Here is a 25,021-nt window from a genome sequence, read left to right as displayed (position 1 = left end):
CCTTCAGGTTATCCGGAAATCCGGAGAAGTAAAGATCTGAGTTCGGAGGCGTGGACGTCTGTGCCGCGCAGAGCGTGCATGCGGCACGATGTCGAGCAGACCCGCGCCGATGTCGTCCGTCGTCGGCCGCCCCCTCGACCTCAGGAGCGACCATGGCCCTCTTCGCCGTGCAGTACACCTACACCGACGACGCCGAGAAGACGCAGGCCGTGCGGCCGGAGCATCGCGATCACCTGCGCGAGCTCCTCGCCGCTGGAACCCTGCTGCTGGCAGGGCCGTTCACCGGCACCCCCGGCGGTCTGCTGGTCGTGCGCGCCGACTCCGAGGAGGGTGCGCTGGCCGCCCTCGACGGCGACCCCTTCCTGCGCGAGGGCGTGATCATCGAGCGCAGCGCCCGCGAGTGGACCGTCTCGATCGGCGAGCTGCCCGGAGCCTGAGGCGAGGGCCGGCCCGGCGTCGGTCACCGTGGCGCATCAGGTGCTGTTCCGGCGTCGTGCCCACTGGCGAGTGGCGTGCAGCCTCGCCTCCATATACGCAGCCTGGACGCCAGGCGCCACTGGATGCGGCGTTCGCGAGTGGATCCAACGGTCGCGACGGGGATCGACGTTACGGTGTGGTGCCCCCGGGCTGGTCCCCGTTCTGAGCACGCTCCCGACCCTCGGCCTGGGCGTCCAGCAGCTGCACGACGCTCGCCGCGGGAGTGACCTCGTCCCCGACGATCACGAGCGGCACGGCGTCGGCCCCGCCGTGCTCCGCGAGCAGCACCTGCGCGGCGGGATCCTGATAGACGTTCACCCAGATCACGTCCTCCCGCGGGCTGCGGATCGCGGTCTGCAACCGGGCGGACAGCGGGTTCCCCGGCGCCCACAGCACGATCGTCACGTCGTCCCCGCGGCGGCGCAGGGCGGTGGCCAGCGGAGTGTGGGGGCCGGCATGCAGAGGGCTCGTCCAGTACGCCATGAACAGCGAGAACAGCACGACCGCCACGGCGGCGATCCGCTGCTGCGCCAGCACCAGCAGGCCAGCCGCGATCAGTCCGCCCACCAGCAGCAGGGCCGGCCGCCACCACGCCGAGAGCGGGGCACGGGTGCGGGGCGCGGGCGCAGGGCCGGAGGCGTCAGGGCTGGTCATCGGTCCAGGGTAGAGGGGCTCGCTGAGCGCAGCAGGAGCGCCGGGTGTGCAGAGCGACCTGCGTGGGCACGGAGCACTCAGATCATCGCCGCGGTCGACAGCCGGGTGTTGGTCTCGGCCACGAGCGCATCGCGCAGGGCGCCGACGGCGGGGATCGACAGGGCCCCACGACGGTTGATCAGGCCGATCATGCGGTCATCGAGGTCCGGCAGGTGGCGCACCACGACGTCGTCGGCCGGGGGAGCGGCCTCGAGCGCGGTCTCCGGCATCAGCGCGACGCCACCGCCGTGCACGACCAGGCGCTGCACCACGATCGAATCGTCGGTGGAGTGGCGGATCTTCGGCACGAAGCCCGCCCGACGGGCGCTGCTGAGCAGGTTCGCCCGGCAGCGTTCGCAGCCCGCGATCCACGGATCCTCAGCCAGGTCCGCCAGGGTCAGGTCCGGGTCCTCGGCTCGGGGATGCTCGCGCGGCAGCACGGCCATCACGCGGTCCTCCAGGAGCGGGGTCCACTCCAGGGTGCCCTCGTCGTCGATGTCGCTGCACGGGTAGCGGAACACCAGGGCGAGGTCGAGAGCGCCCTCGCGCACGGCCGGAATCGCGTCCGGCGGCTCCAGCTCGGAGAAGGTGACCTCGAGATCCGGGGCGGTCGCCGCCAGGTGCGCCAGCACCGGCGGAAGCAGCACGGCGGCGGCCGACGGGAACGTCCCGAACTTCACGGTGCCGCGGCGCAGCGCCGTGATGTCCGCGAGCTCCTCCTCGGCGGCGTGCAGCTGGGCCGCGATCGCCTCGGCGTGCGCGGCGAGGCGCCCGCCCGCCTCGGTGGGCGTGATCCCGGAGGAGGAGCGCAGAAGCAGCTGGGTGCCCACCTCCTTCTCGAGCGCCGCGAGGTGCTGGGAGACGGCAGGCTGGGTCCAGCCCAGCTCGCGCGCGCCGGCACCGATCGAGCCGTTGCGCACGACGGTGCGGAAGATGAGCAGGCGACGAGGGTCCATACCTCCATGGTAGGCCCGGGTGGCAAGCCCTGCTTATGGGTTGAGGCACACTGCTCAGCCCGACATGTACGCCTGAAACTCTGGCCGAGGTCTCCGTCCGCGGCCTCCAGCCGGACCTTCCGCTGGGCCGCCTGCCCAGCGTGACGAAGTTGGGGGAACGCAAGGTGCATTTCCCCAACTTCGTGACCCCCGTGACCCTCGTCAGGGCAAAGGTGGCGGCTTTTTGCACTGAGGCAGGCCCAGTTCTTCCTGCAGCGTGGAGCCCGTGCAGGCGGATGATCGAACTACCGGGCCTGCTCCTCCGTCACCCGCTCGCCGGACGCCTCGTTGGTCGAGCTGGGCCCTTCGTGTAGCTCGAAGATCCGACGGTCCGACGTTTCGGAGGCCAGGCCAGGCCCGGGGTCAGGCCTGGCCCGGGGTCGCGGCGCTCCGCAATTGTGCGCTGGGGACCTATGCGGGGCCGCAACATAGGTCTCCAGCGCACAATCGGTGATGCCAGCCTGCGGCGTCGGGCGCCAGCCTGCGGCGATGCCAGCCTGCGGCGTCGGGCGCCAGCCCGGGGCGACGCCTGCCCTCGAGGCCGTGGCGTGCCTGCGCCGGACACGCCCTCGGAGTGGAGGATCAGACCGGCGGCAGCCCCAGGTTCTCCCGCAGCGTGGAGCCGGCGTAGTCGGTCGGGTACACGCCGCGCTCCTGCAGGCGGGGGATGAGGTGGTCCACGATGTCGTCCAAGCCCGAGGGGATCAGCCACGGGGTGATGTTCAAGCCGTCGATCGCACCGAGCTGTGCGAACTCCACGAGACGATCGGCGACCGCCTCGTAGCTGCCGCTGAAGGTGCCGCGCCGGGATCCGGCCTTGACCCGGGCGAACTCGAGGATCGACTGGCCCTTCTCCGCGGCTTCCTCGCGCCAGGCGCGGGTGAGCTCCTCAGCCTTGGCGAACTGGAAGCCGGCACCACGGGTCACCCCGGACTCCGCGACCTCCGGCGCGACGTCCGGCAGCGGGCCCTCCGGATCGAAGTCCGAGAGGTCGCGGCCCCAGTACTGCTCCAGCAGGGCGATCGCCTGCTCGGGGCCCACCTGCAGGTCGCGCACCCAGCGGATCTTCTCGTCGGCCTCCTTCTCGGTGGGCGCGAGCACCACCTCTGCGCCTGGGAGGATCTTCACGCTGTTCGCCTCGCGACCCGCCGCGACGGTGCGCTCGGCGATACTGCGGCGGAAGTCGACCGCCGCCTCGAGAGTGCCGTGCGGGGAGAAGATGACGTCCGCCGTGCGGGCGGCGAAGTCCTGCCCGGCGGGGGAGGCCCCGGCCTGGAACAGCACCGGGCGGCCCTGTGCGGAGCGGGGCAGGTCGCCGTGGGCACGCACCGAGTAGTGGGCACCGTCGTGCTCGATCTGCTCGCCGCGCCAGAACTGCTGGGCGACCTCCACGAACGCCTCGGCGTGCACGTACCGATCCTCGTGGTCGAGGTAGCCGCCGCGCCGGAAGTTCTCCCCGGTCCAGGCGTTGTCCGTGGTCACGACATTCCAGCCGGCCCGGCCCCCGGAGAGCAGATCGAGGGTCTGGAACCGTCGGGCGAGGTCCACGGGGTCGTTGTAGGTGGTGTTCTGCGTGGCGACCAGACCGATCTGGTCCGTGATCGCGGCCAGCGCCGCGAGCAGGGTCTGCGCGTCGGGCCGACCGGCGACATCGAGTTCGAAGGGCACGCCGCGGTGCTCGCGCAGCCGCAGCCCCTCGCCCAGGAAGAACGCCGCGAACTTCCCGCGCTCGGCGGTGCGGACCAGCGCCTCGAAGGACTCCCAGGCCACCTGGTCGCCGCTGGCGGGCAGTCGCCAGATGGTCGAGGAGTTCACGCCCTGGAAGAACGCCCCGAAGGACAGCTGCCCGGTGGGGGTGTGCGCAGGATGGATCGGGTGCTCGGCCGGGCCGGTGGCCAGCGCCGCGGCCTCGGCGGACAGCTCGGTGTCGGCGGCGGGGCGGAACGGGGCGGTGGTGCTCATGCGAGGTCCTCGGAGTTCAGACGGGCGCGGTCGGAGCGACGCGCAGGATCGGCGGCACGGGCCGCGACGGGCAGGCCCAGCTGGTCACGCAGGCTCTGCCCGGCCGACGGGGCCGCGGCGAGCAGCCCGCGCTCCCGCAGAGCGGCGGAGAGCTCGACCACGGTGCCCAGCGGATCGGCCTCCAGGTCCAGACCCACCAGGCGCACCAGGCGCACGGCGGGACCGGCATCCTCGGCCAGCGCCCGCTCGACGGCGTCGACGACGGCATCGGGGCGGGCGCCCGTGGACACGTCGAGGTCGAGCACGCGGCCATCGGCCAGCTCGGTCGCGACGCGCTCGCCGACGGCGGCACGGTCCGCATCGGCGATCAGCACCGGGAGCAGGCCCTGCGGGGAGCGCGGGGTGATCGCCGGCCCGCGCACCGCGAAGGACTCGCCCTCGAAATCGGCGTACTGCAGGCGCGCGGCGTCCACGTACACGCCCGATGCGGTATCGCGCACCACGGCGTCCTCGGCCCAGGAATCCCACACCAGACGCGAGGCCTCGAGCACGTCGGCCGCCTCACGCGCCGTGTCCTCCAGGCCCAGCGTGGTGCGGCCGACGGTCGCGGCCACCGTCGGATCGGTCTCCGCCGTGAGCAGCCACCCGGCACGACCGTGGCTGATGTGGTCCAGGCTCATCAGCTGCGTGGCCAGGTGGAACGGCTCCACGTAGACGGCATCGGTGCGCGGCAGCAGCGCGATGGCGTCGGTGAGCGGAGCCAGGTAGGAGGCGACATGGATCGGGTGGAGCCCGCCGTCGCTGATCGTGAGGGCGCCGATGCCCGCGCGCTCGAGATCGTGGGCCAGAGCGGCGAACGAGCCCAGCAGGGCGGGATCGCTGACGAGGTCCACGGCGAGGACCGGCAGGCCCGGGCGCTGTTCCTGGGCGCTCGAGGTATCGGCGCTCTGGGTGTCGGCGCTGTGGGCGCCGAGGTGGGAGGCGGTGGTGGTCATGGCTTCTCCTTCGTGTGGACGCGTGCTTCGGGGAGCCCCACGTCGGCGAGGTTCCAGCGCTCGAGCACCTGGGCGTAGGTGCCGTCGGCGATCACGGCGTTGAGCGCCGCGGCATACGGTTCGGCGAGCCCGCTGCCGCGATCGAACGTCGCCGCGATGAGTGTCTTGTCCGGCCAGCCCTCCTCGACCCGGCCCTGCACCTCGACGTCGTCGCGGCGGGAGGCGATGAAGGTCTGGGTCGCATAGGGGGCGAACGAGGCCTCCACCCGGCCCGAGCCGAGGGCGAGCAGGGTGTCGGCGCCGGACGAGTAGTTCTTCAAGATCGCAGGCGCCTTCCCCGCGGCCTCGAGCTCGGCGTTCCAATCGATGAGGATCCGCTCCTGGTTGGTCGCGCCGCCGACGGCGATGATCCTCCCGCTGATCGAGTCGGCATCCTCGAGGCGGAGATCCGCGCCCTTCTGCACGAGGAAGGCGACGTACGCCGCGCGGTACGAGGCGAAGTCGAACTTCTCCAGGCGCTCGGCGTTCACGCCGACGTTGAAGTGGACCACGTCGAACTCGCCGGCCTCGAGCTTGAGCGGCCAGTTGTCCCAGCTGGTCAGCGCGATCTCGAGCTCGAGGCCGAGCGTGTCCGCGGCCAGCCGGGCGGTGTCCACCTCCGATCCGATGTAGGTCTCGTTGTCGTCCGCGAGGAAGGAGAGCGGGGCGAAGCTCTCGCTCCCGATGCCCACCCGGAGCACGCCGGACTCGGCGATCTCGGGCGGCAGGAGCGCGGCGATCGAGGCATCAGCGGTGGAGCGGATGAGCTCCTGCGTGCCCGAGGTGTCGATCTGTCCGGTCGCCGTGGCCCCTCCGCCGTCGGACGCCCCGGAGCCGGAACCGGCGGCGGAGCCGGAATCGGAGCCCGCACCCCCGGCCTGCGCCTCGGGGAGCGGATCGGAGCAGGCCGCGAGCAGACCTGCGGGCAGCAGCAGCCCGGCACTCGCGATGGTGCGCCGGGAGGGGAGCGCGCTCACGGGTTCTCCTGGGTGTGGGCGCGGGACGTGGTCACGGCTTCCTCGGTCAGCTGCCAGCGCTCGAGCACCTGGGCGTAGGTGCCGTCCTCGATGAGGGCGTTCAGCGCGGCCGCATAGGGCTCGGCGAGGCCGCTGCCGGTGGGGAAGGTGCCCGCGACCAGCGTCTCGTCGGGCCAACCGGCGTTGATCTTGCCCTGCAGCTCCATGTCGTCACGGCGCGAGGCCACGAAGGAGAGCGAGGCGAAGGGGGAGAGGTAGCCGTCGACCCGGCCGGAGCCGAGGGCCAGCAGGGTGTCGGCGTCGGTCGAGTAGTTCTTCAGCTCGGCCGGCTCCTTGCCGGCGGCCTCGAGCTCCGCATTCCAGTCGGTGAGGATCCGCTCCTGATTGGTCGCATTGCCCACGGCGATGATGCGCCCGCTGAGGGAGTCGGCGTCCTCGAGCCAGAAGTCGGCGCCCTTCTTCGCGAGGAAGGACATGTACGCCGCCCGGTAGGAGGCGAAGTCGAACTTCTGCAGCCGCTCGGCGTTGATGCCGATGTTGGCGTGCACCACGTCGAACTCCCCGGCCTCGAGCTTGAGCGGCCAGTTCTCCCAGGTGGTCAGCTTCAGCTCGAACTCGAGGCCGAGCTTGTCGGCGACGATCCGGGCGATGTCGATCTCGGAGCCGATGTAGGTCTGGTTGTCGTCGGCCAGGAAAGACAGCGGGGCGGCGCTGGTGCCGTTGATCCCCACGCGCAGCACACCGGACTCGGCGATCTCGGCGGGCAGCAGGGCGGCGGCCTCCGCATCGGCAGAAGCCCGGATCAGCTCCTGGCTGCCCGAGGTGTCGATGGGACCGGCGCCCGAGCCGCCCCCGTCGGACGCCCCGGAGCCGCCGTCGGAGGCGGTGCCCCCGGCGGACGCGGTGGGCACCGGATCGGAGCAGGCGGCGAGCAGGCCGACGGGCAGCAGCAGGCCCGCGGCCGTGACGGCGCGACGGGACGGGAGGCCGGAGAGCAGGCGGGAACGGGTCATGAGTGGTCCTCGGAGTGATGACGGGGGAGCGGGGTGCGGCTGGTGGCCTGGTCCGCGCCGATGACGGGGGGATGGGAGGAGCCGACGCCGGCGAGATCGCCGGGCGGGGCCGTCCGCTCGGGAGCGGCACCGGAGACGGGCTGCTGCACGGGGGACGCCGGGGCCGGTGCCGGGCGGGAGTCCGGATCCTCCGTGCCGGTGCGCACGCGCTGCAGGAAGGACCGGGTGCGTTCGTGGGCGGGATGGTCGATCACGCGGGACGGGGGCCCCTGCTCGACGACCAGCCCCTGATCCATGAACACGACCGTGTCCGCCACGTCCCGGGCGAAGGAGATCTCGTGGGTGACGATCACGAGCGTGGTGCCGGCCCGAGCGAGGGACCGGATCACCGCGAGCACCTCTTCGACCAGCTCGGGGTCCAGCGCGCTGGTGGGCTCGTCGAACAGCAGCACCTTCGGCTCCAGGGCCAGGGCCCGGGCGATCGCCACCCGCTGCTGCTGGCCGCCGGAGAGCTGGCGCGGATACACGTCCGCCTTGTCCGAGAGCCCCACCAGGGCGAGGAGCTCGCGGGCCCGCGCCTCGGCCTGACGGGCAGGCACGCCGAGCGCCCGACGCGGCGCCTCGGTGACGTTCTGCAGCGCCGTCATGTGCGCGAACAGGTTGAAGCTCTGGAACACCATGCCGATCGCGGTGCGCTGATGGAGCACCTCGCGCTCGGGCAGCTCGTGCAGCAGGTCGCCCTCGCGGCGGTACCCGATGACCTCGCCGTCCACGCTGATCAGGCCCTGATCCAGGGTCTCGAGGTGGTTGATCGTGCGCAGCAGGGTCGACTTGCCGGAACCGGAGGGGCCCAGCACCGCCGTGACCGACCCGGGAGCGATCTGCAGGTCGATGCCGCGCAGCACCTCGAGGTCCCCGAAGGATTTGTGCACGCCGCGGATCTCGACGAGCCCGCCGCGTGAGCGGGCAGCGGGGCGCGCTGAGGGTGCGTGAGCAGGAGGCTCCGGTGCGTGCCGATCCGCCTCGGCGAATCGGAGGGCCGGTTCGGAATCGGATCCGATCTCCGGGATGAGGTGAGGGCGTGAGATGCCGCGCCCCCGCAGGCGGTCGAGGATGCTCATGCGACAGCTCCCGTCGGGGTGGAACGGCGGGCGAACCGGGCGCGCAGGCTCTGCAGCGGCGTCGGCGGCAGGTTCCGCACGGCGCCCTTCGCGTAGTGGCGCTCGATGTAGTACTGCCCGATCGAGAGCAGCGAGGTGATCACCACGTACCAGAGGGTCGCGACCAGCAGCATCGGCAGCACCTCCTGGGTGCGTCCGTAGATCAGCTGGATCGTGAAGAACAGCTCGGCGTGGGCCAGCACGTAGACGATCGAGGTGCCCTTGACCAGGCCGATGATCTCGTTGAACGCGGTGGGCAGGATCGCCCGCATCGCCTGGGGCAGCACGATCCGCAGTGAGCGGTCGCGGGCCGGGATGCCGAGCGCGCTCGCCGCCTCCAGCTGCCCCTGGTCCACGGAGAGGATCCCGCCGCGGATGAGCTCCGCCGCATAGGCGGCCTGGTGCAGGCCCAGCCCCAGGATCGCGGCGAGCATCGGGGTCATGAGGTCGCTGGTGCGGGCGTCGACGAGGGTGATGTCCGTGAGCGGGATGCCCAGCGTCACGCGCTCGTAGAGATAGCCGAGGTTGTACCAGAGCAGCAGCTGAACCAGCAGCGGCGTGGACCGGAAGATCCACGAGAACGTCCAGGCCACCCCGGAGATCAGACCGGAGGGGGACAGGCGCATGAGGGCGAGCACGAGTCCCAGGGTGAACCCGACCGCGCCGGCGAGGACCGTGAGCTTCAGGGTCTCCAGCAGGCCGCGGAGGATCGATTCGGCGAGGAACCACTGGGCGACCACACCCCATTCCCAGCGCGGATTGGTCACGAAGGAGTACGCGACGAGGGCGACCAGGAGGCCGACGACGACCGCGAGGACCACACGGCCCGGATGGCGGGCCGGCACCACACGCAGGTGCGAGAGGTCCTCGGCAGGGACCGGCGAGGGCTGGCACGGCATGGACTCGGCTCCGGTCGCCGAGGCGTGCCCGGAGACGGCGGGAGCCGCTGCCTGGGGGACGTGGCGTGCGGTCTCTTCGGAGACGGCGGAGGAGGTCATGGTGTGCCTTCCGTGACGATGCATGAACGCGAGGGCGGACATGGCTTGCACTGCCCGACGGTATAAGCGAACCTAATGGACATGCAAGGCGGCGGCTATGGGTCGTCACAGTGCGACACAGAATCACCTCGGAAGGGATCTCCAGATGACCTCTCGGATCAGCGCGGCGAGCACCCGGCTCGTGATCGTCGGCGGCGGACCGCGAGCGATCGGCGTGCTCGAACGCCTCGGCGCGAGCGCTGCGCTGCCCGAGCAGGCCGCGCAGCTGGCGCGCACCGGGCTGCACGTGGACATCGTCGATCCGCACATGCCCGGCGCCGGGCGCATCTGGCGCGCCACCGAGAGCCCGCTGCTGCTGATGAACTCGCGCGCGGCCGATGTCTCGATCTTCACCGACGACACCGTGGACTGCGACGGTCCGATCGTCGCAGGGCCCTCGTTGGCCCAGTGGGCCGACGGGATCCGTCGTGGCACGATCGCCGCGCCCACCGCCGGCACGGATCGCCTCGCGGAGATCCACGCGCTCGAGACCACCAGCTTCGCCAGTCGCCGCGTGCAGGCGCTTTACCTCGAGTGGTTCTTCGGGCAGGTGCTCTCGGCCCTGCCGGCGACCGTCACGGTCGCGGTGCACCGCACCACCGCGACCGCCGTGCGCCGACGCGGGCCCGCGAGCTGGAGCGTCGAGCTCGAGGAGCGCGATCCGCTGCCTGCCGACCTGCTCGTGCTCGCCGCCGGCCACACCGACTCCCGCCCGTCGGCCGCGCGCCATGAGCTGGCCGCCTTCGCCCGGCGCCACGGCGGCGCCTATTTGGCACCCTCGCAGGCCGGCGATGCCCATCTCGACCAGCTCGCCGCCGGACAGGAGACGATCGTGCGCGGCATGGGCCTGGGCTTCATCGACCTCATGGCACTGCTCACCGAGGGTCGCGGCGGCCGGTTCGAGCCCTCCCCGCTGCCGGGGGACCCGGATCGCGTGGAGTACCGGCCCTCCGGTGGTGAGCCCCGGCTCTGGGTCGGCTCGCGTCGCGGCGTGCCGTATCACTCGAAGGTGCGCGGCGAGGGCGATCCTGCCGGGCCCGGCGACCTCGTGCACGTCACCGCCGAGAAGCTCCGGGAGCGGGAGGACGCCCAGGGGCGCCTCGACTTCCGGGCCGACGTGGTGCCCCTGATCGCCGCCGAGGTGGCGCGATGGGTGCCCGATGCCCCGCGCGCCCAGCCGAGGGAGGAGCCCCTGGCCTGGCTCGATGATCCGCTGGCCTGGCTCGGTGCGGATGCCTCGGGTCGGGCCGCCCGCGACGCCGTGGTCCGCCACATCGAGCACGACCTGCGCTCCCGCACCCAGGGCGACGTGAGCTCCGCCCGGGCGCTGTTCCAGCTGCTGCTGCGCCTGCACGGAGTGCTCGTAGACCAGCTGCCCGCCAGCCGATTGCGGGAGTCCTCGCGCGGCGTCTATCCGCACTGGTGGCACTCGCTGTTCAGCTTCGTGGACTCCGGCCCGCCCCCGCACCGCCTCCGCCAGCTGCTCGCCCTCGAGCGCGCAGGCGTCGTCCGGTTCCTCGGCCCGCGCACCCGCGTCTGCGCGGACGACGTCACCGGGCGCTTCGTGGCACGCGGCGGCGCCGGCGTGCAGGTCTCCGCCACCGCCCTGGTCGATGCATTCCTGCCCGAGCCGTCGCTCGTGGAGTCCACGAACCCTCTGCTGCGGGATCTGGTCGCGGGGGAGAGCGCTGTGGGGCGCGAATCCGCCGCGGCGGCCGGCAAGCTCGAGGTCGACGCGCGATACCGGGTCATCGCGCCCGACGGCACCGCGCACGAGGGGCTCTGGGCAGTGGGCCCCTGGACCTCCGAGCTGCCGATCGGCGCCTTTGCCCGCCCCCGCACCAACGCGCCCTGCCATCGCCGCAACGATGCCCTGGCCCGGGAGATCCTGGACGCGGCGCTCGCCCTGTCCGGGCGGACCGCGCGGCCCGGCGCGGTGCCCGCTGCCCCGAGCCGCGCGGGGCGAGCCGCTCCGGGCGGCCCGGCGCTGAGCGACCCTGCCCTGAGCGACCCGCTGCCCCGTGCCCTGACGGCGCCGCGCCTGGGGATCCTCGGTCCCGGCAAGATCGGCACGGCCCTGGCCCGCACCGCCCTGCGCGGCGGCCTCGAGGTCCAGGTCGCGGGCCGCGCCGCGGCCCCGGCGATCGCCGCGAAGCTCCCCGGCGCGCTCCCCGTGGACGCCGAAGCCCTCGCGATGACCTGCGACGTCGTGGCGCTCACGGTGCCTTTGCATGTGGCCCTGGCGATCGATCCGGAGGTGCTGCGCGGCGCGATCGTCATCGACGCCACCAACCCCTGGGGCGAGGCCGACGCCCTCGCGGTGGCCGCAGCTCGCCTCGGGGCCGGCGACCTGCGCGACGAGCTCTCGACGAGCGAGCTGCTCGCCACCCACCTGACCGGCTCCCGCGTCGTGAAGGCGCTGAACCACATCGGCTATCACGACGTCGAGGATCAGGGCAGGGAATCCGGGCATCCGCGACGCCGGGCGATCGCGGTCGCCGCGGATGACTCCCGCGCGGCCGACGTGGTCGCCGCTCTGCTGAACCGCCTGGGCTACGACGGGGTCGCGCTCGGCGCCCTCGCCGCCGGGCGCCACCTCGAGCCCGGAGCCGGGCTGTTCAGCGGCTGGAGCACCCGGGACGAGCTGCATCGTCGCCACCGCGAGCAGGTGCGCGTGGCCTGAGGAAGCAGCCCCGGCTGGCTTGCCCGGCAGCGCACAGCGCTGGTCCGGCACGTCCGGGCGACGACTCTCGTGACGCTCGGCCCATGTGATGTGTGCGCAACTGAGTTGTGCACAACCTGATGTGGTGCCACGATGGGCGCATGACGACGACGGACGAGATGGTGTGCTTCGCTCTCTACGCGGCCTCGCGCGCCACCACCCAGGCCTATCGGGCACTGCTCGAGCCCTGGGGCCTCACCTACGGCCAGTACCTCGTGCTGGTGGTGCTGTGGTCCGAGGGCGAGCAGAGCGTCTCGGCGCTCGGCGAGGCGCTCCAGCTGGACTCCGGGACCCTCTCGCCGATGCTGCGACGCATGGAGAAGGCCGGGGTGGTCACGCGCCGCCGCGGCGGCCCCGATGAGCGAGTGGTCACCGTGTCCCTCACCGAACACGGCGAGGTCCTGCGCGATCAGCTCTCCCACGTCCCCGCCTGCATCGCCGAGGGCACCGGGATCGGCAGCCTCCAGGAGGCGCAGGCGCTGATCTCCACGCTGCAGGACCTCACCCGGTCGATCCACGACGTCGTCCCGCCCCAGCTGCCCGGCGCACCCGCCGGGACCATCCGCCGACCCGCATCGGCACCAGAGGAGAAGGCACCATGAAGACTCTCTACACCGCAGAATCCCTGTCCACCGGCTCGGGTCGCGACGGCCATGTGCGCACCGTCGAGGGTGCCGTCGACCTCGACATGGCGACCCCGACCGCGATGGGCGGCTCCGGCAAGGGCGCGAATCCCGAGCAGCTGTTCGCCGCCGGCTACGCCGCCTGCTTCCACTCGGCGCTGACCCTGGTGGCCGGCAGGGCCAAGGCTGACGTCACCGACTCCACCGTCGGCGCCCGCGTGCACATCGGCCCCGACGAGAACGGCGGCTTCCAGCTCGCCGTCGAGCTCGAGGTCGTCATCCCGAACCTGCCCCACGAGCAGGCGCAGGAGCTCGCCGACACCGCCCACCAGGTGTGCCCGTACTCCAACGCCACCCGCGGCAACATCGAGGTCACGGTCTCCGTCTCGGACGACTGATCGCCTGCCGGTCGACGGGCTGCTCCGCTCGTCGACCGCCCTGCTGATCCCGTCGGCCCCGGGGCCCTGCTCCGGAACCCGAGCTCCGCATCGGGTCCGACGGGGTCAGCGGCGCTCGGTCCGAGCCGTCGGCTCCTCGGAGGTGGGCGCCGCCTGCGGCTCCGTCAGCTGCCGGGCCGCACGATCGCGCCGCACGTGCGAGCGGGCGTGCTCGAGAGCGGCGTCGAACTGCACGAACAGATGCTTCTGGTGGCGCAGCGCCCGCAGCACCCCGACCTTGCGGAACAGCGCGGAGTGGTCATCCTGCACACCCTTGAGGAGCACGGTGATCCCGCGCCGCTCGAGCCCGCGCACGATCTCCGAGAGGATCTTCGCACCGGAGGCGTCCACCGCCTCGAGGGCGGACATCCGCAGGATCACCACGCTCACGGGCCCCACCGCCATCACGGTGTCGAACACCCGCTCCGCGGAGACGAAGAACAGCTGCCCGTCGAAGCGCACTGCGAGGATCTCCTCGTCGCCCTCCTGCGGCTGGGCGGAACGGATCGGCTCGAGGGTGACCCCGCTGGAACGGGAGATCCCGCGCAGGGCGAAGATCGCCGCGAGCGTCACACCGATCAGCACGGCCGCGATGAGGTCGAAGGAGACCGTGATCAGAGCGGTGACGACGAAGGTGAGGGAATCCGCCCGGGTCGAGCGCAGGATCGTGCGCACCGTCGCCAGATGGACCATGCGCACCGCCGTCATGAACAGCACGCCCGCGAGCGCCGCCAGCGGGATCGCCCCCACCGGGCCGGACGCCGCATAGACCACGGCGAGCAGCACGAGCGCATGCACCACCGAAGCCAGGCGGCTCCGCGCACCGGCCCGCACGTTCACCGAGGTGCGGGCGATCGCGCCGGTGGCCGGCATGCCGCCGAACAGGGAGGCGCCGACCGAGGCGACGCCCTGCCCCACCAGCTCCCGATCCGGGTCGTACACGCCGGTGTCGGCGAGCCCGGCAGCCACCCGCGCCGAGAGCAGCGATTCGATGGCGGCCAGCGCCGCGACCGTCGCCGCAGCAGGCAGCAGCACCTGGAGCAGCGCCGGATCCAGGGCGGGCAGGGACGGGGAGGGGAGCGTCGCGGGGATCGTCCCGATCCGTGCCAGCGGACCGGGCAGCACGGCGCACAGCACGGTCACCAGGGCGATGCCGATCAGGGAGCCCGGGACCGAGGGGTGGATTCGCGGGGCGATCAGCATGCAGGCCACGACCACGGCGACCGCACCGAGAGCCTGGAGCAGGTATCCGGGATCGGCTGCGGAGAGGGCCTGGGCAGCGGCGACCAGGGCGTTCGAGCTGTGCTCGCCGGGGGCCGCCTGCACGGGCGAGGTCACCAGGGGGATCTGCTGCATGAAGATGATGCAGGCGATGCCGAGGGTGAACCCCTCGATGACGGGCCAGGGGATGATCCCGACGACCCGGCCCAGGCGCAGCACCCCGGCGGCCAGCACGAGCAGGCCGGCCAGCAGGGTCACGGACGCGACGGCGGCTGCGCCGTAGCTCGCGACGATCGGCACGAGCACCACGACCATCGCCCCGGTGGGGCCGGAGACCTGCACGTTCGACCCGCCGAAGACGGCCGCCAGCAGGCCCGCGATGATCGCGGTGATGAGGCCCTGCTCGGCGGTGAGCCCGGAGCTGACCCCGAAGCCGAGGGCGAGCGGGAGGGCCACGATGCCCACCGTGACGCCCGCCAGCAGGTCGCCCTTCCAGGTGCGACGGAGGCCGCGGTAGTCCGACGGGCCGGGCAGCAGCGACGTCGCACGTCGCAGCGACGTGCGCCAGCGGGCCGACGGGGCGGCAGGGGCGTTCTCGGCCTGAGTGCGTGGGGGAGCGGGGATCCGCGCAGAGCTGGTCATCGGCCGGTCAGCGTCCCGCGCCGGGCAGGGCGGGGAGCCCCTCGGCGTCGCTGAGCCGGTCGCTGTCCGCGGCGAGGATGCCCAGCAGCAGCGCGCGCGCCACGGCGAGCAGCTCCGCGGTGCTGGGGTCGGCGAGGCGGTAGTAGACGTGGCTCGCCCGTCGCTCGGAGACCACCAGGTGGTGGCGACGCAGCACGGACAGGTGCTGGGAGAGGTGGGACGCCTCGAGACCCGTCTCCTGCTGCAGCGCGGTGACGCTGACCTCGTCGGCGGCGGAGAGCAGCTCGAGGATGCGGATCCGGAACGGGTGGGCGAGGCCCTTGAAGAGGTTGGCCTTCACCTCGTAGAGGGGGCGCTGCGACTGGCTGAACGGCATGATGAAATCATCATATGGGATGTCATCGGGGGCCGCACCCCTCTGTGGGCACGGCGATATCACGATGTCCCGGCGACGCGCGCTGCGTCGCCGGAGGTGCCGTCGGCGTCCGCGCAACGGCTCACGAACGACGCTCAGGAGGGCCGGTGGGCCGTCGTCGCCGCGGGAGTGACATCTCGAGAGAGGAACGACAGCCCGACCATGACGAGAGCGATGACGAAGTACGCCCAGTCGTCGACGGTGTTCAGCGGCAGGAAGTTGGAGTACGAATCCCGGTCGACGAGCAGGCCGAAGATCCACAGCACCACAGCGACACCACCGCCGACCCGCAGGTACCAGCGCGCCGAGTCCGAGAACCTCGACAGGGAGAGACCGGCCAGGCCGGCGAGCAGATGGATGATGTTGTGCAGCACGGACACCTGGAAGATGCCCAGCACCATCGCCTCGGAGCCGTAGCCCATCTCGATGGTGTGCAGATTCCATGTCATAGCTGGGACGAAGCCGGCGAAGCCGATCATGAGGAAGAAGATCCTGCACATGATCGCGGCCCATCGCACGGGAGCGCGTGCGGGGTCGTCGTTCGCCCGTGTCAGGGGTGAAGACACCGACGTGCACGGCTGCGAAGCGGACATTCCGCCCGACGCTGTGTGATCCAGGCTACGCCCGCAGCGGCGGCCGCGAAAGAGGCCGACGGATCGGGCGTGCCAGGGCCGGCGCCTCGGAGTCTGAGCCGTCGGCCGATGCCCTGCTCAGGCCCCGGCCGCCCGGGCGACGACGTCGGCGAGCACCACGTCGCCGAGGCCCGAACCGATGTTCTGCACCACGAGCAGGCCCTCCGGACGGCCTGTGCGCAGCAGGTCACCGGTGCTGCCGCTCGCGAGCGGGTAGTCCGCGCCGTGCTTGAGGACGCGCAGCGCTTCGAACTGCACGGGATCATCGGCCACCACGGTGCCGGTGCGGGAGAGCTCAGCGCCGGCCACCGAGGCGTAGTCCAGGGGGAGGAGCGTCACGTCGGAACGGATCTCGCGCCGAGGCAGCTCCGAGCCGGTGAGGCCGATGGGCAGTCCGCTGATCACCACCCCCGTGCCGGCAAGTGCCCCGGCGCGGTCCGTGGTCAGGTGCAGCTCCAGGTCAGGGGTGTGCCGCGCGCACCAGGCCGCGAGCTCGTCGAGGGCGTCGCGGCGCCTACCCCATACCGTCAGCGGGCCCGGCCCAGCGCCTCGATCACCCGGGCGTGCGACCGAGCCTGGACCCCGGTGCCGAAGAACGTCACGGGGCGGTCGTCCAGGGCGAGCGATGCGCCGGTGACGGCGGCCGTGCGCTGGGCGGTGAGCTCGGCGGCGTCCATCGTGGCGCGCGTCGTGCCGTCGGCCCCCGAGAGCACCATGAGCCCGCCGATCATCGGCAGGCCGTGATCGCGGTTCGAGGGCGTGAGGGTCACCCACTTCATGCCCAGCAGGCCGCGCTCCGGCCACGCCGCCGGCATGGCATTGGCGAACCCGCCCTCCTCGTGCACGACCTGGCTCTTCGGGGTCACCGAGGCGGCGCCGTCGGCCAGCGCCAGGAGGGTCTCCCGCATCAGCTCGACGGCGCGGACGGGATCGGGCAGGAGGTCGCGGACCTGGTCATCGCTGAGATGGAGCATGCCTGCACGGTAGTCGCAGCGCAGCGGCGGGGCAGGCCACTGGGCCGTGGTGCCGCGGCGATGATCCGGCACGTACGCCCGGCGGGTCCCTCTAGGGTGGAGGCATGAATACTGCATGGGGGAACAACGATCAAGGGCCCGGCGAAGACCAGTCCTGGCTCGGCGGTGGGGATCGCGGCGGGCAGGGGGATGCTCTGGGTCAGAACCGTTCGGGAGCCCGGAACGGCGCTGGATCCTCGGAGGATGGATGGTCATCGGACTTCGGCGAGGGCGGGCAGGGGTCCGAGCCGCCCACCTATCAGGGACCCGAGTTCGGGGATAGATCGGGCCAGGACGGCTCGAGCAGGCCTGAGGGCGACGGATCAGGCTGGGCCTCGAGCTTCACGGGCGCGAACGGGTCCGGACGCAGCGGCTCCGGCTCGCAGAAGTCATTCCTGCCGATGCTGCTCGGAGGGCTGGCTTCCCTGGTGGGCGTGGTGATCTTCGCCGTCATCGCCTACCGGATGGGCATGGACATCTGGTGGGCCGTGCTGTTCATCGGGATTCCGCTCATCAGTCGCGTGGCCCGGCTGCTGCGGAGGAATAACCGGAACTGACGTCACCCAGCGGTCAGGTGCTCTCGGCGAGGCGGTAGCTGGCACCATCCGCCGTGCGGGTTAGCACCCCGGAATCCACTGCGTCTCGCCGCACCAGCGCGACGTCGCTCACGAACATCGCGATCGCGGCGTTGAGCTCGGACTCGCTCAGCACGCGGTCGCGGCCGACGCGCTCGAAGACCAGTTGCGCGATCCGCCCGCTGACCTCACGGCTCTCCTCGGTCTTCACCGGGATGCCGTCCAGAGGCGGGACCTCGAGGATCGCCCGATCGGACCGCATCAGGGTGAGGGCGTCGGCCACCTCGCGGACCGCGGCGAGATCGACCTCGCCCTGCGCATCCAGCCAGTCGATGCGGGACAACGGCCCGCTCACGCTCGGGCCCTCGGATGCCACGGTGGCCGATGCCGCGGCGCCCGAGAGCCTCGCGCCCAGACCGACGCGCAGCTTCGGGGTCGCGAGCAGCGAGAAGAGCATGCGGGCTCGGCCCAACGGGGTCTGGAGGTCACGGGCTGCAGGCATGGTGGTCATCGTCTCCATCGAGAGGGCGGGCGTCGCGCTCAGCATGCCATGGGGCAGCGGCGCAGGTCCCGAGGGGTGCACCGGCAGTCACTCCCACGCCTCTGGTACGGCGGGGATGATGGATCTCGACGGGCGACGCAGCCCGGAGTCGACCACAGAAGGAGCACCTCATGGACTACGTGAAGCTGGGCAATACCGGGCTGGATGTCTCGCGCCTGTGCCTGGGCACGATGGGCTTTGGCGATCCCGAACGCTGGATCCACCCCTGGGTCCTCGGGGAGGACGCCGCCCGCCCCGTCATCCAGCACGCGCTGGACGCCGGCATCAACTTCTTCGACACCGCGAACGTCTACTCGATCGGGCGCAGCGAGGAGATCCTCGGCAAGGCGCTGGTCGACTTTGCGAACCGGGACGAGATCGTGCTGGCCACGAAGGTGAACGGACGCATGCATGAGGGACCGAACGGACAAGGGCTCTCCCGGAAGGCGATCCTTTCCGAGGTCGACAAGAGCCTCGAGCGGCTGGGCACGGACTACATCGATCTGTACATCATCCATCGCTGGGACTACACGGTCCCGATCGAGGAGACGATGCGGGCGCTGGACGACGTGGTGCGCTCCGGGAAGGTCCGCCACATCGGGGCCTCCGCGATGTTCGCGTGGCAGTTCCTGCAGGCCCAGCACGTCGCCGAGGTGAACGGGTGGACGAAGTTCATCTCCATGCAGAACCACTACAACCTCCTGTACCGCGAGGAGGAGCGGGAGATGATGCCGCTGCTGCGCGAGCTCGGCGTCGCCTCCACGCCGTACAGCCCGCTCGCCGCCGGGCGCCTGACCCGTGACTGGGACGCGGATACCGATCGCGCCCGCACCGATGCCACCGCGAAGACGAAGTACGACTCCACGCAGGCGACCGACCGGGCGATCGTGGAGCAGGTCGCGACGATCGCGGACGAGCGCGGCGTGGGTCGGGTCCATGTCGCGCTGGCCTGGCTGCTCGCGAAGAGTCCGGTGGTCTCGCCGATCATCGGCGCCACGAAGACCAGCCACCTCGACGGTGCACTCGGTGCTCTGGACCTGGATCTGACCAGCGACGAGATCGCGACCCTCGAGGCCCCGTACGTCCCCCACGAGGTCGTCGGCGCCCAGTGACCCATGGTGCCTAGAGACCTGTGGCGCGCAGAGACGTTCCCGCGGGAACGTCTCCGGGCACGATCTGCGCACGGGAGCTGGGGTCAGCGGCGCCGTGCCCGGATCAGGTGCCGCGTCGAGTGGGCCACGAAGGAGCCGTCGCGCCGGATGATCTCGTCCATCGTGAGCAGCCGGTCGCGGTAGCGGTCGACGTCGAAGTCCGGCACCCACCACACGCACTTGCGCAGGATCCACACCACCGCACCCACGTCGAAGAACTCCATGCGCAGCCGGGCCGTGCGCAGGTCCAGGACCTCGAGGCCGGCGGCCTCCGCGGCCCCCACCTCGTCGTCGGGGTGGCGGCCGCGGCGCTGCTGCGCGGTGGTGGGACCCACGAAGAACTCGATCAGCTCGAAGGCCGAGCTCGGGCCGACGTGCTGGGCGAGGTAGCGGCCGCCCGGGGTCAGCACGCGGGCGATCTCCGGCCAGTCCGGTCGGACCGGGTGCCGGGACGTGACGAGGTCCGCGGCACCGTCGGGCAGGGGGATCGGGGCACCGGATGCGGTCTCATGCACCTCCACCCCGCGGGGGAGCAGCAGAGCCCTGGCCTGCGCAGCATTCGGTGGCCAGCTCTCGGTCACGTGCTGCTGCGCGGCGAGGCGCGGGCACTGGCCGAGCACCTCACCGCCGCCGGTGTCCAGATCGATCGCCACCTCCACCGTGGCCACGGCGTCAGCGAGGAGGCCGGCATAACCCCAGGCCGGGCGCTCCTCGGTGGCCCGGCCCTCCAGCGGGGCGAAGCCCCAGCCGTCCACATCGGCCCGCATGGCCTGGGCGATCAGCGTCTCGGCAGTGCTCATAGGGACCATGGTGCCGGGGTCGTCCCGAAAGCGTCGATAGATTAACCGTATGGAGAACCACGGCGTGAACCGCGCAGCGGGGGAGGCCCGGCGGGCGGAGCTGCTCCGTGCTCGCTACGGCACCCCGCGCGGAGCCCGGGCCCAGCTCCTCGCCCCGATCCTGATCATCGTCGCTGCGCTCGTGGGCATGCTCCTGACCTTCGTGGCCGGGATCGGCGCGATCGGGGCGGTCGCCATCCTGCTCTGGGCGGTGATCCTGCTGGCGGCGGAGCGGTTCGCGCGCCGCATGCGCGTGTTCGTCCCGGTCGTCCTGCTCGCCGTGCTGCTGGCCCTCTCGGCGCCCGGCTGGGCCGACGTGCTCACGGGGGTCGCGCCGGTCAGCGCCCTGCTGGGCTGGGCGGTGGTGCTCGCGATCCATCCCTTCCACGGTGTGGTCCCGGGGGTCACCACGCTCGTGGTCGTCTACCTCTGGTGCGTTCGCACGGGCCGCATCCGCTGAGCCGAGCAGATCTCCAGGACGCTCTTCGCGAGCGCCCCTCAGCTCCTCGACACCTCGTCGCGAGGTCGCCGCGTGCTGCTTGGAAGGAGCCTGCCTCTGAACCGCTTTTGTGCCGCTGACCGGCTATGATGCTACTTCACGAGACATAGTGACCGAGCCCGCTCCGGGAAGCGATCACGCCGCCGCCAACGCAGTGCCGAGGGAGAGGACAGCAGGTGCCCTTCACACCCACGACGGACGGGGCCGCCGCGTGAGCGGCCTCACCCTCGCCCTGACCATCGCCGCGGGCCTGCTGTGGTTCGCGGCGGTCATCTCCGTGTACCTCACGAACGTGACCGCTCGGCCCGGGGCGATCCCACGCTGGGTGGTCGTCCTGGGGTGCGTCGCCCTCGTCGTCTCGATCGCCGCGGTGCTGTCCACCTTCTGACCGCAGGTTGTCGCTCCGGCTCTCTGGCGCTCCGGCGCAGCACGTCAGCAAGCCAGCAGGTCGGCGGCACTGCTGTCCAGCAGGAGTGCAGCTCGGTGGCTCAGCCCTCGGCGCGGGGCCGGGTCGAGGCCTCCGCCAGGATCTCCGAGAGGGCTGCATGGATTCGCGACACGCTCTCCTCGAGGCTCGTCGCCCCGGTCTCCAGCTCGACATCGGCGCTGATCATCTCGCTCTCGCGAGCCCATCGCGCGTGGGCCTCGCGCAGGAACTCGGGGTCCCGGGAGATGCCGCGGGTGGGGTCCGCCAGCGCCCGTTCGAGCGCGATGTCCGCGGGGCACTCGACGACGACGGTCAGCACAGGCGTTCCCGCGGGAACGTCCAGGAGCACCTGATCCAGCTCCTGGCGACTGCTGACAGATTCGGCGATCACCGTGTCCAGGCCCGCCCGCAGCCACTGCCCGGTGACGAGGGCGAAGATCCGGTGCGCATCCGCCCAGTCGGGCAACGTCGGCCGTGCCATGTCAGCGAGGGCATCGAGCTCGACCAGCGCGATCTGTCGGCCCTCGCGGCGAAGGTCCTCGGCCAGGCGCCGGGACACGGCACTCTTCCCGGCGGCGATCGGACCGGCGATCAGCACGAGCACGGCAGGGGAGGGGAGGGGAGGTCGAGGTCGGAGCGGCGCATGGTGACCATGATGCCGGGGCATGGTGATCACCGTGCTCCGTCGGCCGACTTCAGGGCCTCGGCAGCGGGTATTCTGCTGGCTTCGCCGTCAGAGTCAGTCCGGTCGACGCCCTGGCCGCTCACGCCGCCACCTGGATCGCCGACGGATCGATTGCCGCCCCAGCGCAGACGCCAGGAACCCGAGAAGGAGCACAGATGGAGCCGTCACGACCCTCCGTTGTCGGAGGGACCCGATGAGCACCCTCGCGCTTCTGCTCGCGGCCCTCGCGGGCATCCTGTTCCTGGCCACGGTGATCTCCATCCACCTCTCCTGCGTGACAGCCAGGAACAAGGACATCCCCCGCTGGATCTTCGCCCTCGGAGGTGCTTGTCTCGTGGTCGCGACCGCCGCCGTGCTCACCTTCTTCTGAGATGTCCGGCCCGACCTGCACCACCAGGGCCCGACGCGGCAAGGCCATGTCCAGGCGCGTGACGCCGAGCCACGAGGGGTGCCGTATCCTCTGACGCAGCAGAGCGCGGCCGCGGGGGTGGCCGTCGCAGGGGGAGCGCTACGGCGCCGCGACACAGGAGCGACCGCGATGGCGAACAGCACCGGACCGGACGGGATGCCCCAGGGCCCCTTCGACCAGGACCCGGCACGGCACGACCAGGGCTCGCACTCCGCGCTGCCGTTCCGCGAGGACCGTGACGGGGACACGCAGTGGAACGCGGACTTCGACGCCACCGTGTCCGAGCACGAGACGGCCACGGGTGATCGGGCCAACCTCGTGCGCAGCATCGGGAAGGCCGTGTTCTTCCTCGTGGTCGTGGCCTTCATAGGCGGTACCTGGCTGTTCATCTCCCGCCAGCGTGCCGAGATCGGTGCGGATTTCGCCGGCTCCACGGATGACTCCGGCGGAGGCCTGCTCGACTCCCTGCCGTTCACCCCGATGGGCCTGGTCTTTGGACTGTTCATCGTGGTTATCGTGCTCACGCCCGTCGTGAAAGCAGTGCGGCGGTCCCTCAAGAAGTGACGCCTCGGTCCTGACGAGCCGCACGTCCAGTCCGTCAGGCAGCCACCTCGACGATCTGGCCCTCGAGGTCACTCGGCCAGGCGTACTCGGCCAGGCTCAGCCGCCCAGCCTCAGCCGCCCAGCTCGAGCACCCGGATCGCGAGCTGCACCCGGTTCGTGACCTGCAGCTTGTGATAAAGCCTGCCCAGGTGGGTCTTCACCGTCGCGACGGACATGAACAGCGCCTCGCCGACCTCCGGGTTCGCGAGTCCCTGCGCGACGAGCCGACCCACCTCCCACTCGCGGTCCGTGATCCCGGAGGGGGCCGCCGCGGCAGCGCTGGTCGCCCCACCGGCGCCAGAACCGCCAGCGCCGCCAGTACCCACAGCTCCGGCTGCTCCGGATGCCCCGGCGGCGTCGGCACTCTCGGTGTCGACCGGGACGTCGGACGCGAGTCGCACCAGGCGGGTGAGCACATCGGGTGAGAAGCGCGGGCGGTCCCCGGCCGCATCGAGCACCGCTTGCACGACCTCGTCGGGCGGGGAGTCCTTGAGCAGGAACGAGACCGCGCCGGCACGCAGCGCCTCCAGCAGGAACTCGTCGGTGTCGAACGCGGTGAGCATGACGACGCGCGTCGCGCTGCCCTGGGCGCGCAAGGTGCGCAGGGCCTCGAGACCCGTCATGCGGGGCATGCGGATATCCATCAGCACCACGTCCGGGTCCAGGGCATCGATCTGCTCCAGCGCCGTGTTCCCGTCGGCCGCCTCGCCGATCACGTCGATGCCGTGTGTGCCGTGGATCATCAGCCGCAGACCGGCACGCATCAGCGCCTCGTCGTCCACCAGCAGCACCCGTACCGAGCCCATCCCTGTGGTCTCTGATTCCGTCTCGTTCACCATGGCGTCCATGCTTCCACCTCGAAGGAGTCCTCCCGCACGTGGTGCTCCGCGTCGCCGCCCAGCAGACGGGCCCGTTCCTGGACGCCGAGCAGCCCGTGGCCGGTGGAGGTCGGCGCGCGGGAGGCGTTCTCCGGCAACGGGTTGCGGGAGTTCAGCTGCACGGAGTCGCCGGTGCGCGAGAGCATGACCCGCAGCGGAGCGCCCGGGGCGTGCTTGGCGGCGTTCGTCGTGATCTCGGCGAGGATCCGGGCGAGCGTCACCACCGTGCTGCGATCGGCCCCCTCGAGGTCCTCCGGAGTGAGCCCGTCCCAGGTCAGCTCCACGTCCTGGCCCTCCTCGCGGCACCGCTCCACGATGTCGGTGAGAGTGGGGACGGTGGCGAGCGGAGTGTCGCCGCCGCTGGTGCGCAGGGTCATCAGCACGGTGCGCAGCTCGCGGTTGGCCTGCTGGGCGGCGTCGCGCACCGTGCCGGCGCTGCGGCGCAGCTCGGCGACGGGGAGGTCGTCGCGGTAGGACATGGCCCCGGCGTGCATCGCGATCGTGGCCAGGTGGTGGGAGATGCTGTCGTGCATGTCGCGGGCCAGGGCGGAGCGCTCCTCGGCGCGCACCCGCGCGTCGTCCGCATCGCGCTCGCGCACCAGTGCGGCGGCCTCGCGCTCGGCGGCCTCGCGTGCGTGCTGCGCGGCCTCCCGCTCCCTGTCCGCGGAGGCGGCGTGCTCGCGCAGGGAGGTCAGGAGCTCGGCGCGGGTGCCGACCACGTGACCCATCAGCAGCGGGATCAGGACGAGGACCACGATGATGCCCATGGTGGTGAGCTCGAGCATTCCCGGCTCGATCCCGCGGGTCCGGGCGTCGAGGACCATCGCGGTCAGCGACATCCCGGCGACCAGCAGCACCGCCACGCCGTCGAGCAGCAGACGGCGCCGGACCCCCAGGCGGTACAGCCCGATCGCCGCGGCCACCCACGCCCAGCCGCTGATCCCGGCAGCGGCGGCCACCAGCAGGTGCACCACGCTGTGCCACGGGCCGGGAGGCACGAAGCGCAAGGGACCGATCGCGAGCGTCGCCGCCACGCCCACCAGAGCGTCGACGCCGTACATCGCCAGCAGACCCTCGGGAGGGTTGTCGGAGAATTCCTCGAGCAGCATGCCGAAGTTGATGAGGAAGAACAGGAAGCCCAGCGCCGTGCACGCCAGGGACTGCGCGATCGCGATCGCCCACTGGCGCACGCTGCGCACGGACGGCGCGGCGGGAGCAGGGGGCGCGGTGACGGTCATGGCACCAGCGTAGAGATCGATCTGCGGCCGACGGATCGGCCACGCGGCTGATGATCAGCGCCGTTCCATCAGCCGAACGACAGGTCCGAATGGGGGACCTGCGGAGCGTGGACGGGGACGGAC

27 protein-coding genes and 1 pseudogene are annotated in these 25,021 nt (G+C 71.7%); 10 read left to right on the top strand and 18 right to left on the bottom strand.

All coding sequences use genetic code 11. The features are described 5' to 3' along the window. Positions 1-152 precede the first annotated feature (152 nt). The gene (locus ABD093_RS10420; protein WP_193115837.1) at positions 153-437 is read left to right on the top strand and encodes a YciI family protein; all 285 of its coding nucleotides are present in this window, start codon (positions 153-155) and stop codon (positions 435-437) included. 169 nt (positions 438-606) lie between these two features. Here ABD093_RS10420 and ABD093_RS10415 read toward each other — a convergent pair whose 3' ends face one another. From ABD093_RS10415 to ABD093_RS10380, 8 genes and pseudogenes are all read right to left on the bottom strand, one after another. Then, positions 607-1,131 carry a hypothetical protein gene (locus ABD093_RS10415; protein WP_343924287.1) on the bottom strand — a complete coding sequence of 175 codons (525 nt, stop codon included), beginning with the start codon at positions 1,129-1,131 and terminating at the stop codon, positions 607-609. A 77-nt stretch (positions 1,132-1,208) separates the two neighbouring features. Continuing rightward, a complete protein-coding gene (locus ABD093_RS10410; RefSeq protein ID WP_193115836.1) occupies positions 1,209-2,126 on the bottom strand; it encodes a LysR family transcriptional regulator in 918 nt (305 codons plus the stop codon). Positions 2,127-2,747: 621 nt separating this feature from the next. After that, positions 2,748-4,127, bottom strand: a complete 1,380-nt coding sequence (locus tag ABD093_RS10405) for an LLM class flavin-dependent oxidoreductase (protein WP_343924285.1) — start codon at positions 4,125-4,127, stop codon at positions 2,748-2,750. Then, positions 4,124-5,122 carry an LLM class flavin-dependent oxidoreductase gene (locus ABD093_RS10400; RefSeq protein ID WP_343924283.1) on the bottom strand — a complete coding sequence of 333 codons (999 nt, stop codon included), beginning with the start codon at positions 5,120-5,122 and terminating at the stop codon, positions 4,124-4,126. Before ABD093_RS10400 ends, ABD093_RS10405 begins: the two co-directional genes overlap by 4 nt. Continuing rightward, a complete protein-coding gene (locus ABD093_RS10395) occupies positions 5,119-6,138 on the bottom strand; it encodes a transporter substrate-binding domain-containing protein (protein WP_343924281.1) in 1,020 nt (339 codons plus the stop codon). Before ABD093_RS10395 ends, ABD093_RS10400 begins: the two co-directional genes overlap by 4 nt. After that, complete coding sequence (locus tag ABD093_RS10390) at positions 6,135-7,151, bottom strand: transporter substrate-binding domain-containing protein (RefSeq protein WP_343924279.1); 1,017 nt, start codon at positions 7,149-7,151, stop codon at positions 6,135-6,137. Before ABD093_RS10390 ends, ABD093_RS10395 begins: the two co-directional genes overlap by 4 nt. Before the next feature lie 203 nt (positions 7,152-7,354). Next, positions 7,355-8,092: pseudogene (locus ABD093_RS10385) on the bottom strand (amino acid ABC transporter ATP-binding protein); the annotation flags it as partial. A 176-nt stretch (positions 8,093-8,268) separates the two neighbouring features. Next, positions 8,269-9,309 (bottom strand): amino acid ABC transporter permease, encoded by a 1,041-nt coding sequence (locus ABD093_RS10380; protein ID WP_193115830.1) that lies wholly within the window; start codon positions 9,307-9,309, stop codon positions 8,269-8,271. A gap of 145 nt (positions 9,310-9,454) precedes the next feature. Here ABD093_RS10380 and ABD093_RS10375 point away from each other — a divergent pair, with 145 nt between their 5' ends. The 3 genes from ABD093_RS10375 to ABD093_RS10365 all read left to right on the top strand — a co-directional run bounded on the left by ABD093_RS10375 (position 9,455) and on the right by ABD093_RS10365 (position 13,091). Further along, complete coding sequence (locus ABD093_RS10375; RefSeq protein ID WP_343924277.1) at positions 9,455-12,031, top strand: FAD/NAD(P)-binding protein; 2,577 nt, start codon at positions 9,455-9,457, stop codon at positions 12,029-12,031. 140 nt (positions 12,032-12,171) lie between these two features. Beyond that, positions 12,172-12,672: a MarR family winged helix-turn-helix transcriptional regulator gene (locus ABD093_RS10370; RefSeq protein ID WP_193115828.1), complete on the top strand. Its 501-nt coding sequence runs from the start codon at positions 12,172-12,174 to the stop codon at positions 12,670-12,672. After that, the gene (locus ABD093_RS10365) at positions 12,669-13,091 is read left to right on the top strand and encodes an organic hydroperoxide resistance protein (RefSeq protein ID WP_193115827.1); all 423 of its coding nucleotides are present in this window, start codon (positions 12,669-12,671) and stop codon (positions 13,089-13,091) included. The genes ABD093_RS10370 and ABD093_RS10365 overlap by 4 nt, the downstream gene beginning before the upstream one ends. Before the next feature lie 105 nt (positions 13,092-13,196). Here the strand turns inward: ABD093_RS10365 and ABD093_RS10360 are convergent, their stop codons facing one another. The 5 genes from ABD093_RS10360 to ABD093_RS10340 form a co-directional block, all read right to left on the bottom strand. Continuing rightward, the gene (locus ABD093_RS10360; RefSeq protein WP_193115826.1) at positions 13,197-14,993 is read right to left on the bottom strand and encodes a SulP family inorganic anion transporter; all 1,797 of its coding nucleotides are present in this window, start codon (positions 14,991-14,993) and stop codon (positions 13,197-13,199) included. A 7-nt stretch (positions 14,994-15,000) separates the two neighbouring features. Continuing rightward, positions 15,001-15,369, bottom strand: a complete 369-nt coding sequence (locus ABD093_RS10355) for an ArsR/SmtB family transcription factor (RefSeq protein WP_193115825.1) — start codon at positions 15,367-15,369, stop codon at positions 15,001-15,003. Between the two features lie 134 nt (positions 15,370-15,503). Continuing rightward, positions 15,504-16,001, bottom strand: coding sequence for a DUF4383 domain-containing protein (locus ABD093_RS10350; protein WP_193115824.1), 498 nt, complete (start codon positions 15,999-16,001; stop codon positions 15,504-15,506). A 117-nt stretch (positions 16,002-16,118) separates the two neighbouring features. Further along, positions 16,119-16,445: a hypothetical protein gene (locus ABD093_RS10345; protein ID WP_343924274.1), complete on the bottom strand. Its 327-nt coding sequence runs from the start codon at positions 16,443-16,445 to the stop codon at positions 16,119-16,121. Between the two features lie 122 nt (positions 16,446-16,567). Then, the gene (locus ABD093_RS10340) at positions 16,568-17,014 is read right to left on the bottom strand and encodes a hypothetical protein (protein ID WP_343924272.1); all 447 of its coding nucleotides are present in this window, start codon (positions 17,012-17,014) and stop codon (positions 16,568-16,570) included. A gap of 104 nt (positions 17,015-17,118) precedes the next feature. On the opposite strand from ABD093_RS10340, the gene ABD093_RS10335 reads away from it, so the two are divergent. Continuing rightward, complete coding sequence (locus ABD093_RS10335) at positions 17,119-17,610, top strand: hypothetical protein (protein ID WP_193115822.1); 492 nt, start codon at positions 17,119-17,121, stop codon at positions 17,608-17,610. A 13-nt stretch (positions 17,611-17,623) separates the two neighbouring features. Here the strand turns inward: ABD093_RS10335 and ABD093_RS10330 are convergent, their stop codons facing one another. Further along, the gene (locus tag ABD093_RS10330) at positions 17,624-18,130 is read right to left on the bottom strand and encodes a DUF2087 domain-containing protein (protein ID WP_193115895.1); all 507 of its coding nucleotides are present in this window, start codon (positions 18,128-18,130) and stop codon (positions 17,624-17,626) included. Positions 18,131-18,300: 170 nt separating this feature from the next. Between ABD093_RS10330 and ABD093_RS10325 the strand changes: the two genes are divergently transcribed. Next, positions 18,301-19,281: an aldo/keto reductase gene (locus tag ABD093_RS10325; protein WP_193115821.1), complete on the top strand. Its 981-nt coding sequence runs from the start codon at positions 18,301-18,303 to the stop codon at positions 19,279-19,281. 83 nt (positions 19,282-19,364) lie between these two features. On the opposite strand, the gene ABD093_RS10320 is transcribed toward ABD093_RS10325, so the two are convergent. Continuing rightward, positions 19,365-20,120, bottom strand: a complete 756-nt coding sequence (locus ABD093_RS10320) for a class I SAM-dependent methyltransferase (RefSeq protein WP_193115820.1) — start codon at positions 20,118-20,120, stop codon at positions 19,365-19,367. Positions 20,121-20,169: 49 nt separating this feature from the next. On the opposite strand from ABD093_RS10320, the gene ABD093_RS10315 reads away from it, so the two are divergent. Both ABD093_RS10315 and ABD093_RS10310 read left to right on the top strand, forming a co-directional pair. Beyond that, positions 20,170-20,619, top strand: a complete 450-nt coding sequence (locus ABD093_RS10315) for a hypothetical protein (RefSeq protein ID WP_193115819.1) — start codon at positions 20,170-20,172, stop codon at positions 20,617-20,619. A 250-nt stretch (positions 20,620-20,869) separates the two neighbouring features. Further along, positions 20,870-21,046, top strand: coding sequence for a hypothetical protein (locus ABD093_RS10310; protein ID WP_343924268.1), 177 nt, complete (start codon positions 20,870-20,872; stop codon positions 21,044-21,046). Between the two features lie 100 nt (positions 21,047-21,146). Here ABD093_RS10310 and ABD093_RS10305 read toward each other — a convergent pair whose 3' ends face one another. Then, positions 21,147-21,689, bottom strand: a complete 543-nt coding sequence (locus ABD093_RS10305) for an AAA family ATPase (RefSeq protein ID WP_193115817.1) — start codon at positions 21,687-21,689, stop codon at positions 21,147-21,149. Between the two features lie 274 nt (positions 21,690-21,963). Here ABD093_RS10305 and ABD093_RS10300 point away from each other — a divergent pair, with 274 nt between their 5' ends. Next, positions 21,964-22,140: a hypothetical protein gene (locus tag ABD093_RS10300; protein WP_193115816.1), complete on the top strand. Its 177-nt coding sequence runs from the start codon at positions 21,964-21,966 to the stop codon at positions 22,138-22,140. Between the two features lie 168 nt (positions 22,141-22,308). Next, positions 22,309-22,743 (top strand): hypothetical protein, encoded by a 435-nt coding sequence (locus ABD093_RS10295; RefSeq protein WP_193115815.1) that lies wholly within the window; start codon positions 22,309-22,311, stop codon positions 22,741-22,743. A 110-nt stretch (positions 22,744-22,853) separates the two neighbouring features. On the opposite strand, the gene ABD093_RS10290 is transcribed toward ABD093_RS10295, so the two are convergent. Then, positions 22,854-23,630, bottom strand: coding sequence for a response regulator transcription factor (locus tag ABD093_RS10290; RefSeq protein ID WP_193115814.1), 777 nt, complete (start codon positions 23,628-23,630; stop codon positions 22,854-22,856). Further along, complete coding sequence (locus ABD093_RS10285) at positions 23,615-24,898, bottom strand: sensor histidine kinase (protein WP_193115813.1); 1,284 nt, start codon at positions 24,896-24,898, stop codon at positions 23,615-23,617. Before ABD093_RS10285 ends, ABD093_RS10290 begins: the two co-directional genes overlap by 16 nt. Between the last annotated feature and the right edge of the window lie 123 nt (positions 24,899-25,021).

Origin of the sequence: Brachybacterium tyrofermentans, assembly GCF_039526165.1 — a bacterium.
Taxonomy (GTDB): domain Bacteria; phylum Actinomycetota; class Actinomycetes; order Actinomycetales; family Dermabacteraceae; genus Brachybacterium; species Brachybacterium tyrofermentans.
This window is presented reverse-complemented; position numbering and strand designations above follow the sequence as displayed.

What these genes read in the sequence shown, in the direction of transcription:
- ABD093_RS10400 (WP_343924283.1), bottom strand. Translation starts at nt 5,122, where the DNA reads ATGACCACCACCGCCTCCCACCTCGGCGCCCACAGCGCCGACACCCAG.
- ABD093_RS10365 (WP_193115827.1), top strand. Translation starts at nt 12,669, where the DNA reads ATGAAGACTCTCTACACCGCAGAATCCCTGTCCACCGGCTCGGGTCGC.
- ABD093_RS10350 (WP_193115824.1), bottom strand. Translation starts at nt 16,001, where the DNA reads ATGTCCGCTTCGCAGCCGTGCACGTCGGTGTCTTCACCCCTGACACGG.
- ABD093_RS10375 (WP_343924277.1), top strand. Translation starts at nt 9,455, where the DNA reads ATGACCTCTCGGATCAGCGCGGCGAGCACCCGGCTCGTGATCGTCGGC.
- ABD093_RS10405 (WP_343924285.1), bottom strand. Translation starts at nt 4,127, where the DNA reads ATGAGCACCACCGCCCCGTTCCGCCCCGCCGCCGACACCGAGCTGTCC.
- ABD093_RS10370 (WP_193115828.1), top strand. Translation starts at nt 12,172, where the DNA reads ATGACGACGACGGACGAGATGGTGTGCTTCGCTCTCTACGCGGCCTCG.
- ABD093_RS10315 (WP_193115819.1), top strand. Translation starts at nt 20,170, where the DNA reads ATGGAGAACCACGGCGTGAACCGCGCAGCGGGGGAGGCCCGGCGGGCG.
- ABD093_RS10285 (WP_193115813.1), bottom strand. Translation starts at nt 24,898, where the DNA reads ATGACCGTCACCGCGCCCCCTGCTCCCGCCGCGCCGTCCGTGCGCAGC.
- ABD093_RS10380 (WP_193115830.1), bottom strand. Translation starts at nt 9,309, where the DNA reads ATGACCTCCTCCGCCGTCTCCGAAGAGACCGCACGCCACGTCCCCCAG.
- ABD093_RS10300 (WP_193115816.1), top strand. Translation starts at nt 21,964, where the DNA reads ATGAGCACCCTCGCGCTTCTGCTCGCGGCCCTCGCGGGCATCCTGTTC.
- ABD093_RS10410 (WP_193115836.1), bottom strand. Translation starts at nt 2,126, where the DNA reads ATGGACCCTCGTCGCCTGCTCATCTTCCGCACCGTCGTGCGCAACGGC.
- ABD093_RS10335 (WP_193115822.1), top strand. Translation starts at nt 17,119, where the DNA reads ATGAATACTGCATGGGGGAACAACGATCAAGGGCCCGGCGAAGACCAG.
- ABD093_RS10340 (WP_343924272.1), bottom strand. Translation starts at nt 17,014, where the DNA reads ATGCTCCATCTCAGCGATGACCAGGTCCGCGACCTCCTGCCCGATCCC.
- ABD093_RS10390 (WP_343924279.1), bottom strand. Translation starts at nt 7,151, where the DNA reads ATGACCCGTTCCCGCCTGCTCTCCGGCCTCCCGTCCCGTCGCGCCGTC.
- ABD093_RS10415 (WP_343924287.1), bottom strand. Translation starts at nt 1,131, where the DNA reads ATGACCAGCCCTGACGCCTCCGGCCCTGCGCCCGCGCCCCGCACCCGT.
- ABD093_RS10320 (WP_193115820.1), bottom strand. Translation starts at nt 20,120, where the DNA reads ATGAGCACTGCCGAGACGCTGATCGCCCAGGCCATGCGGGCCGATGTG.
- ABD093_RS10295 (WP_193115815.1), top strand. Translation starts at nt 22,309, where the DNA reads ATGGCGAACAGCACCGGACCGGACGGGATGCCCCAGGGCCCCTTCGAC.
- ABD093_RS10330 (WP_193115895.1), bottom strand. Translation starts at nt 18,130, where the DNA reads ATGCCTGCAGCCCGTGACCTCCAGACCCCGTTGGGCCGAGCCCGCATG.
- ABD093_RS10420 (WP_193115837.1), top strand. Translation starts at nt 153, where the DNA reads ATGGCCCTCTTCGCCGTGCAGTACACCTACACCGACGACGCCGAGAAG.
- ABD093_RS10355 (WP_193115825.1), bottom strand. Translation starts at nt 15,369, where the DNA reads ATGCCGTTCAGCCAGTCGCAGCGCCCCCTCTACGAGGTGAAGGCCAAC.
- ABD093_RS10360 (WP_193115826.1), bottom strand. Translation starts at nt 14,993, where the DNA reads ATGACCAGCTCTGCGCGGATCCCCGCTCCCCCACGCACTCAGGCCGAG.
- ABD093_RS10325 (WP_193115821.1), top strand. Translation starts at nt 18,301, where the DNA reads ATGGACTACGTGAAGCTGGGCAATACCGGGCTGGATGTCTCGCGCCTG.
- ABD093_RS10290 (WP_193115814.1), bottom strand. Translation starts at nt 23,630, where the DNA reads ATGGACGCCATGGTGAACGAGACGGAATCAGAGACCACAGGGATGGGC.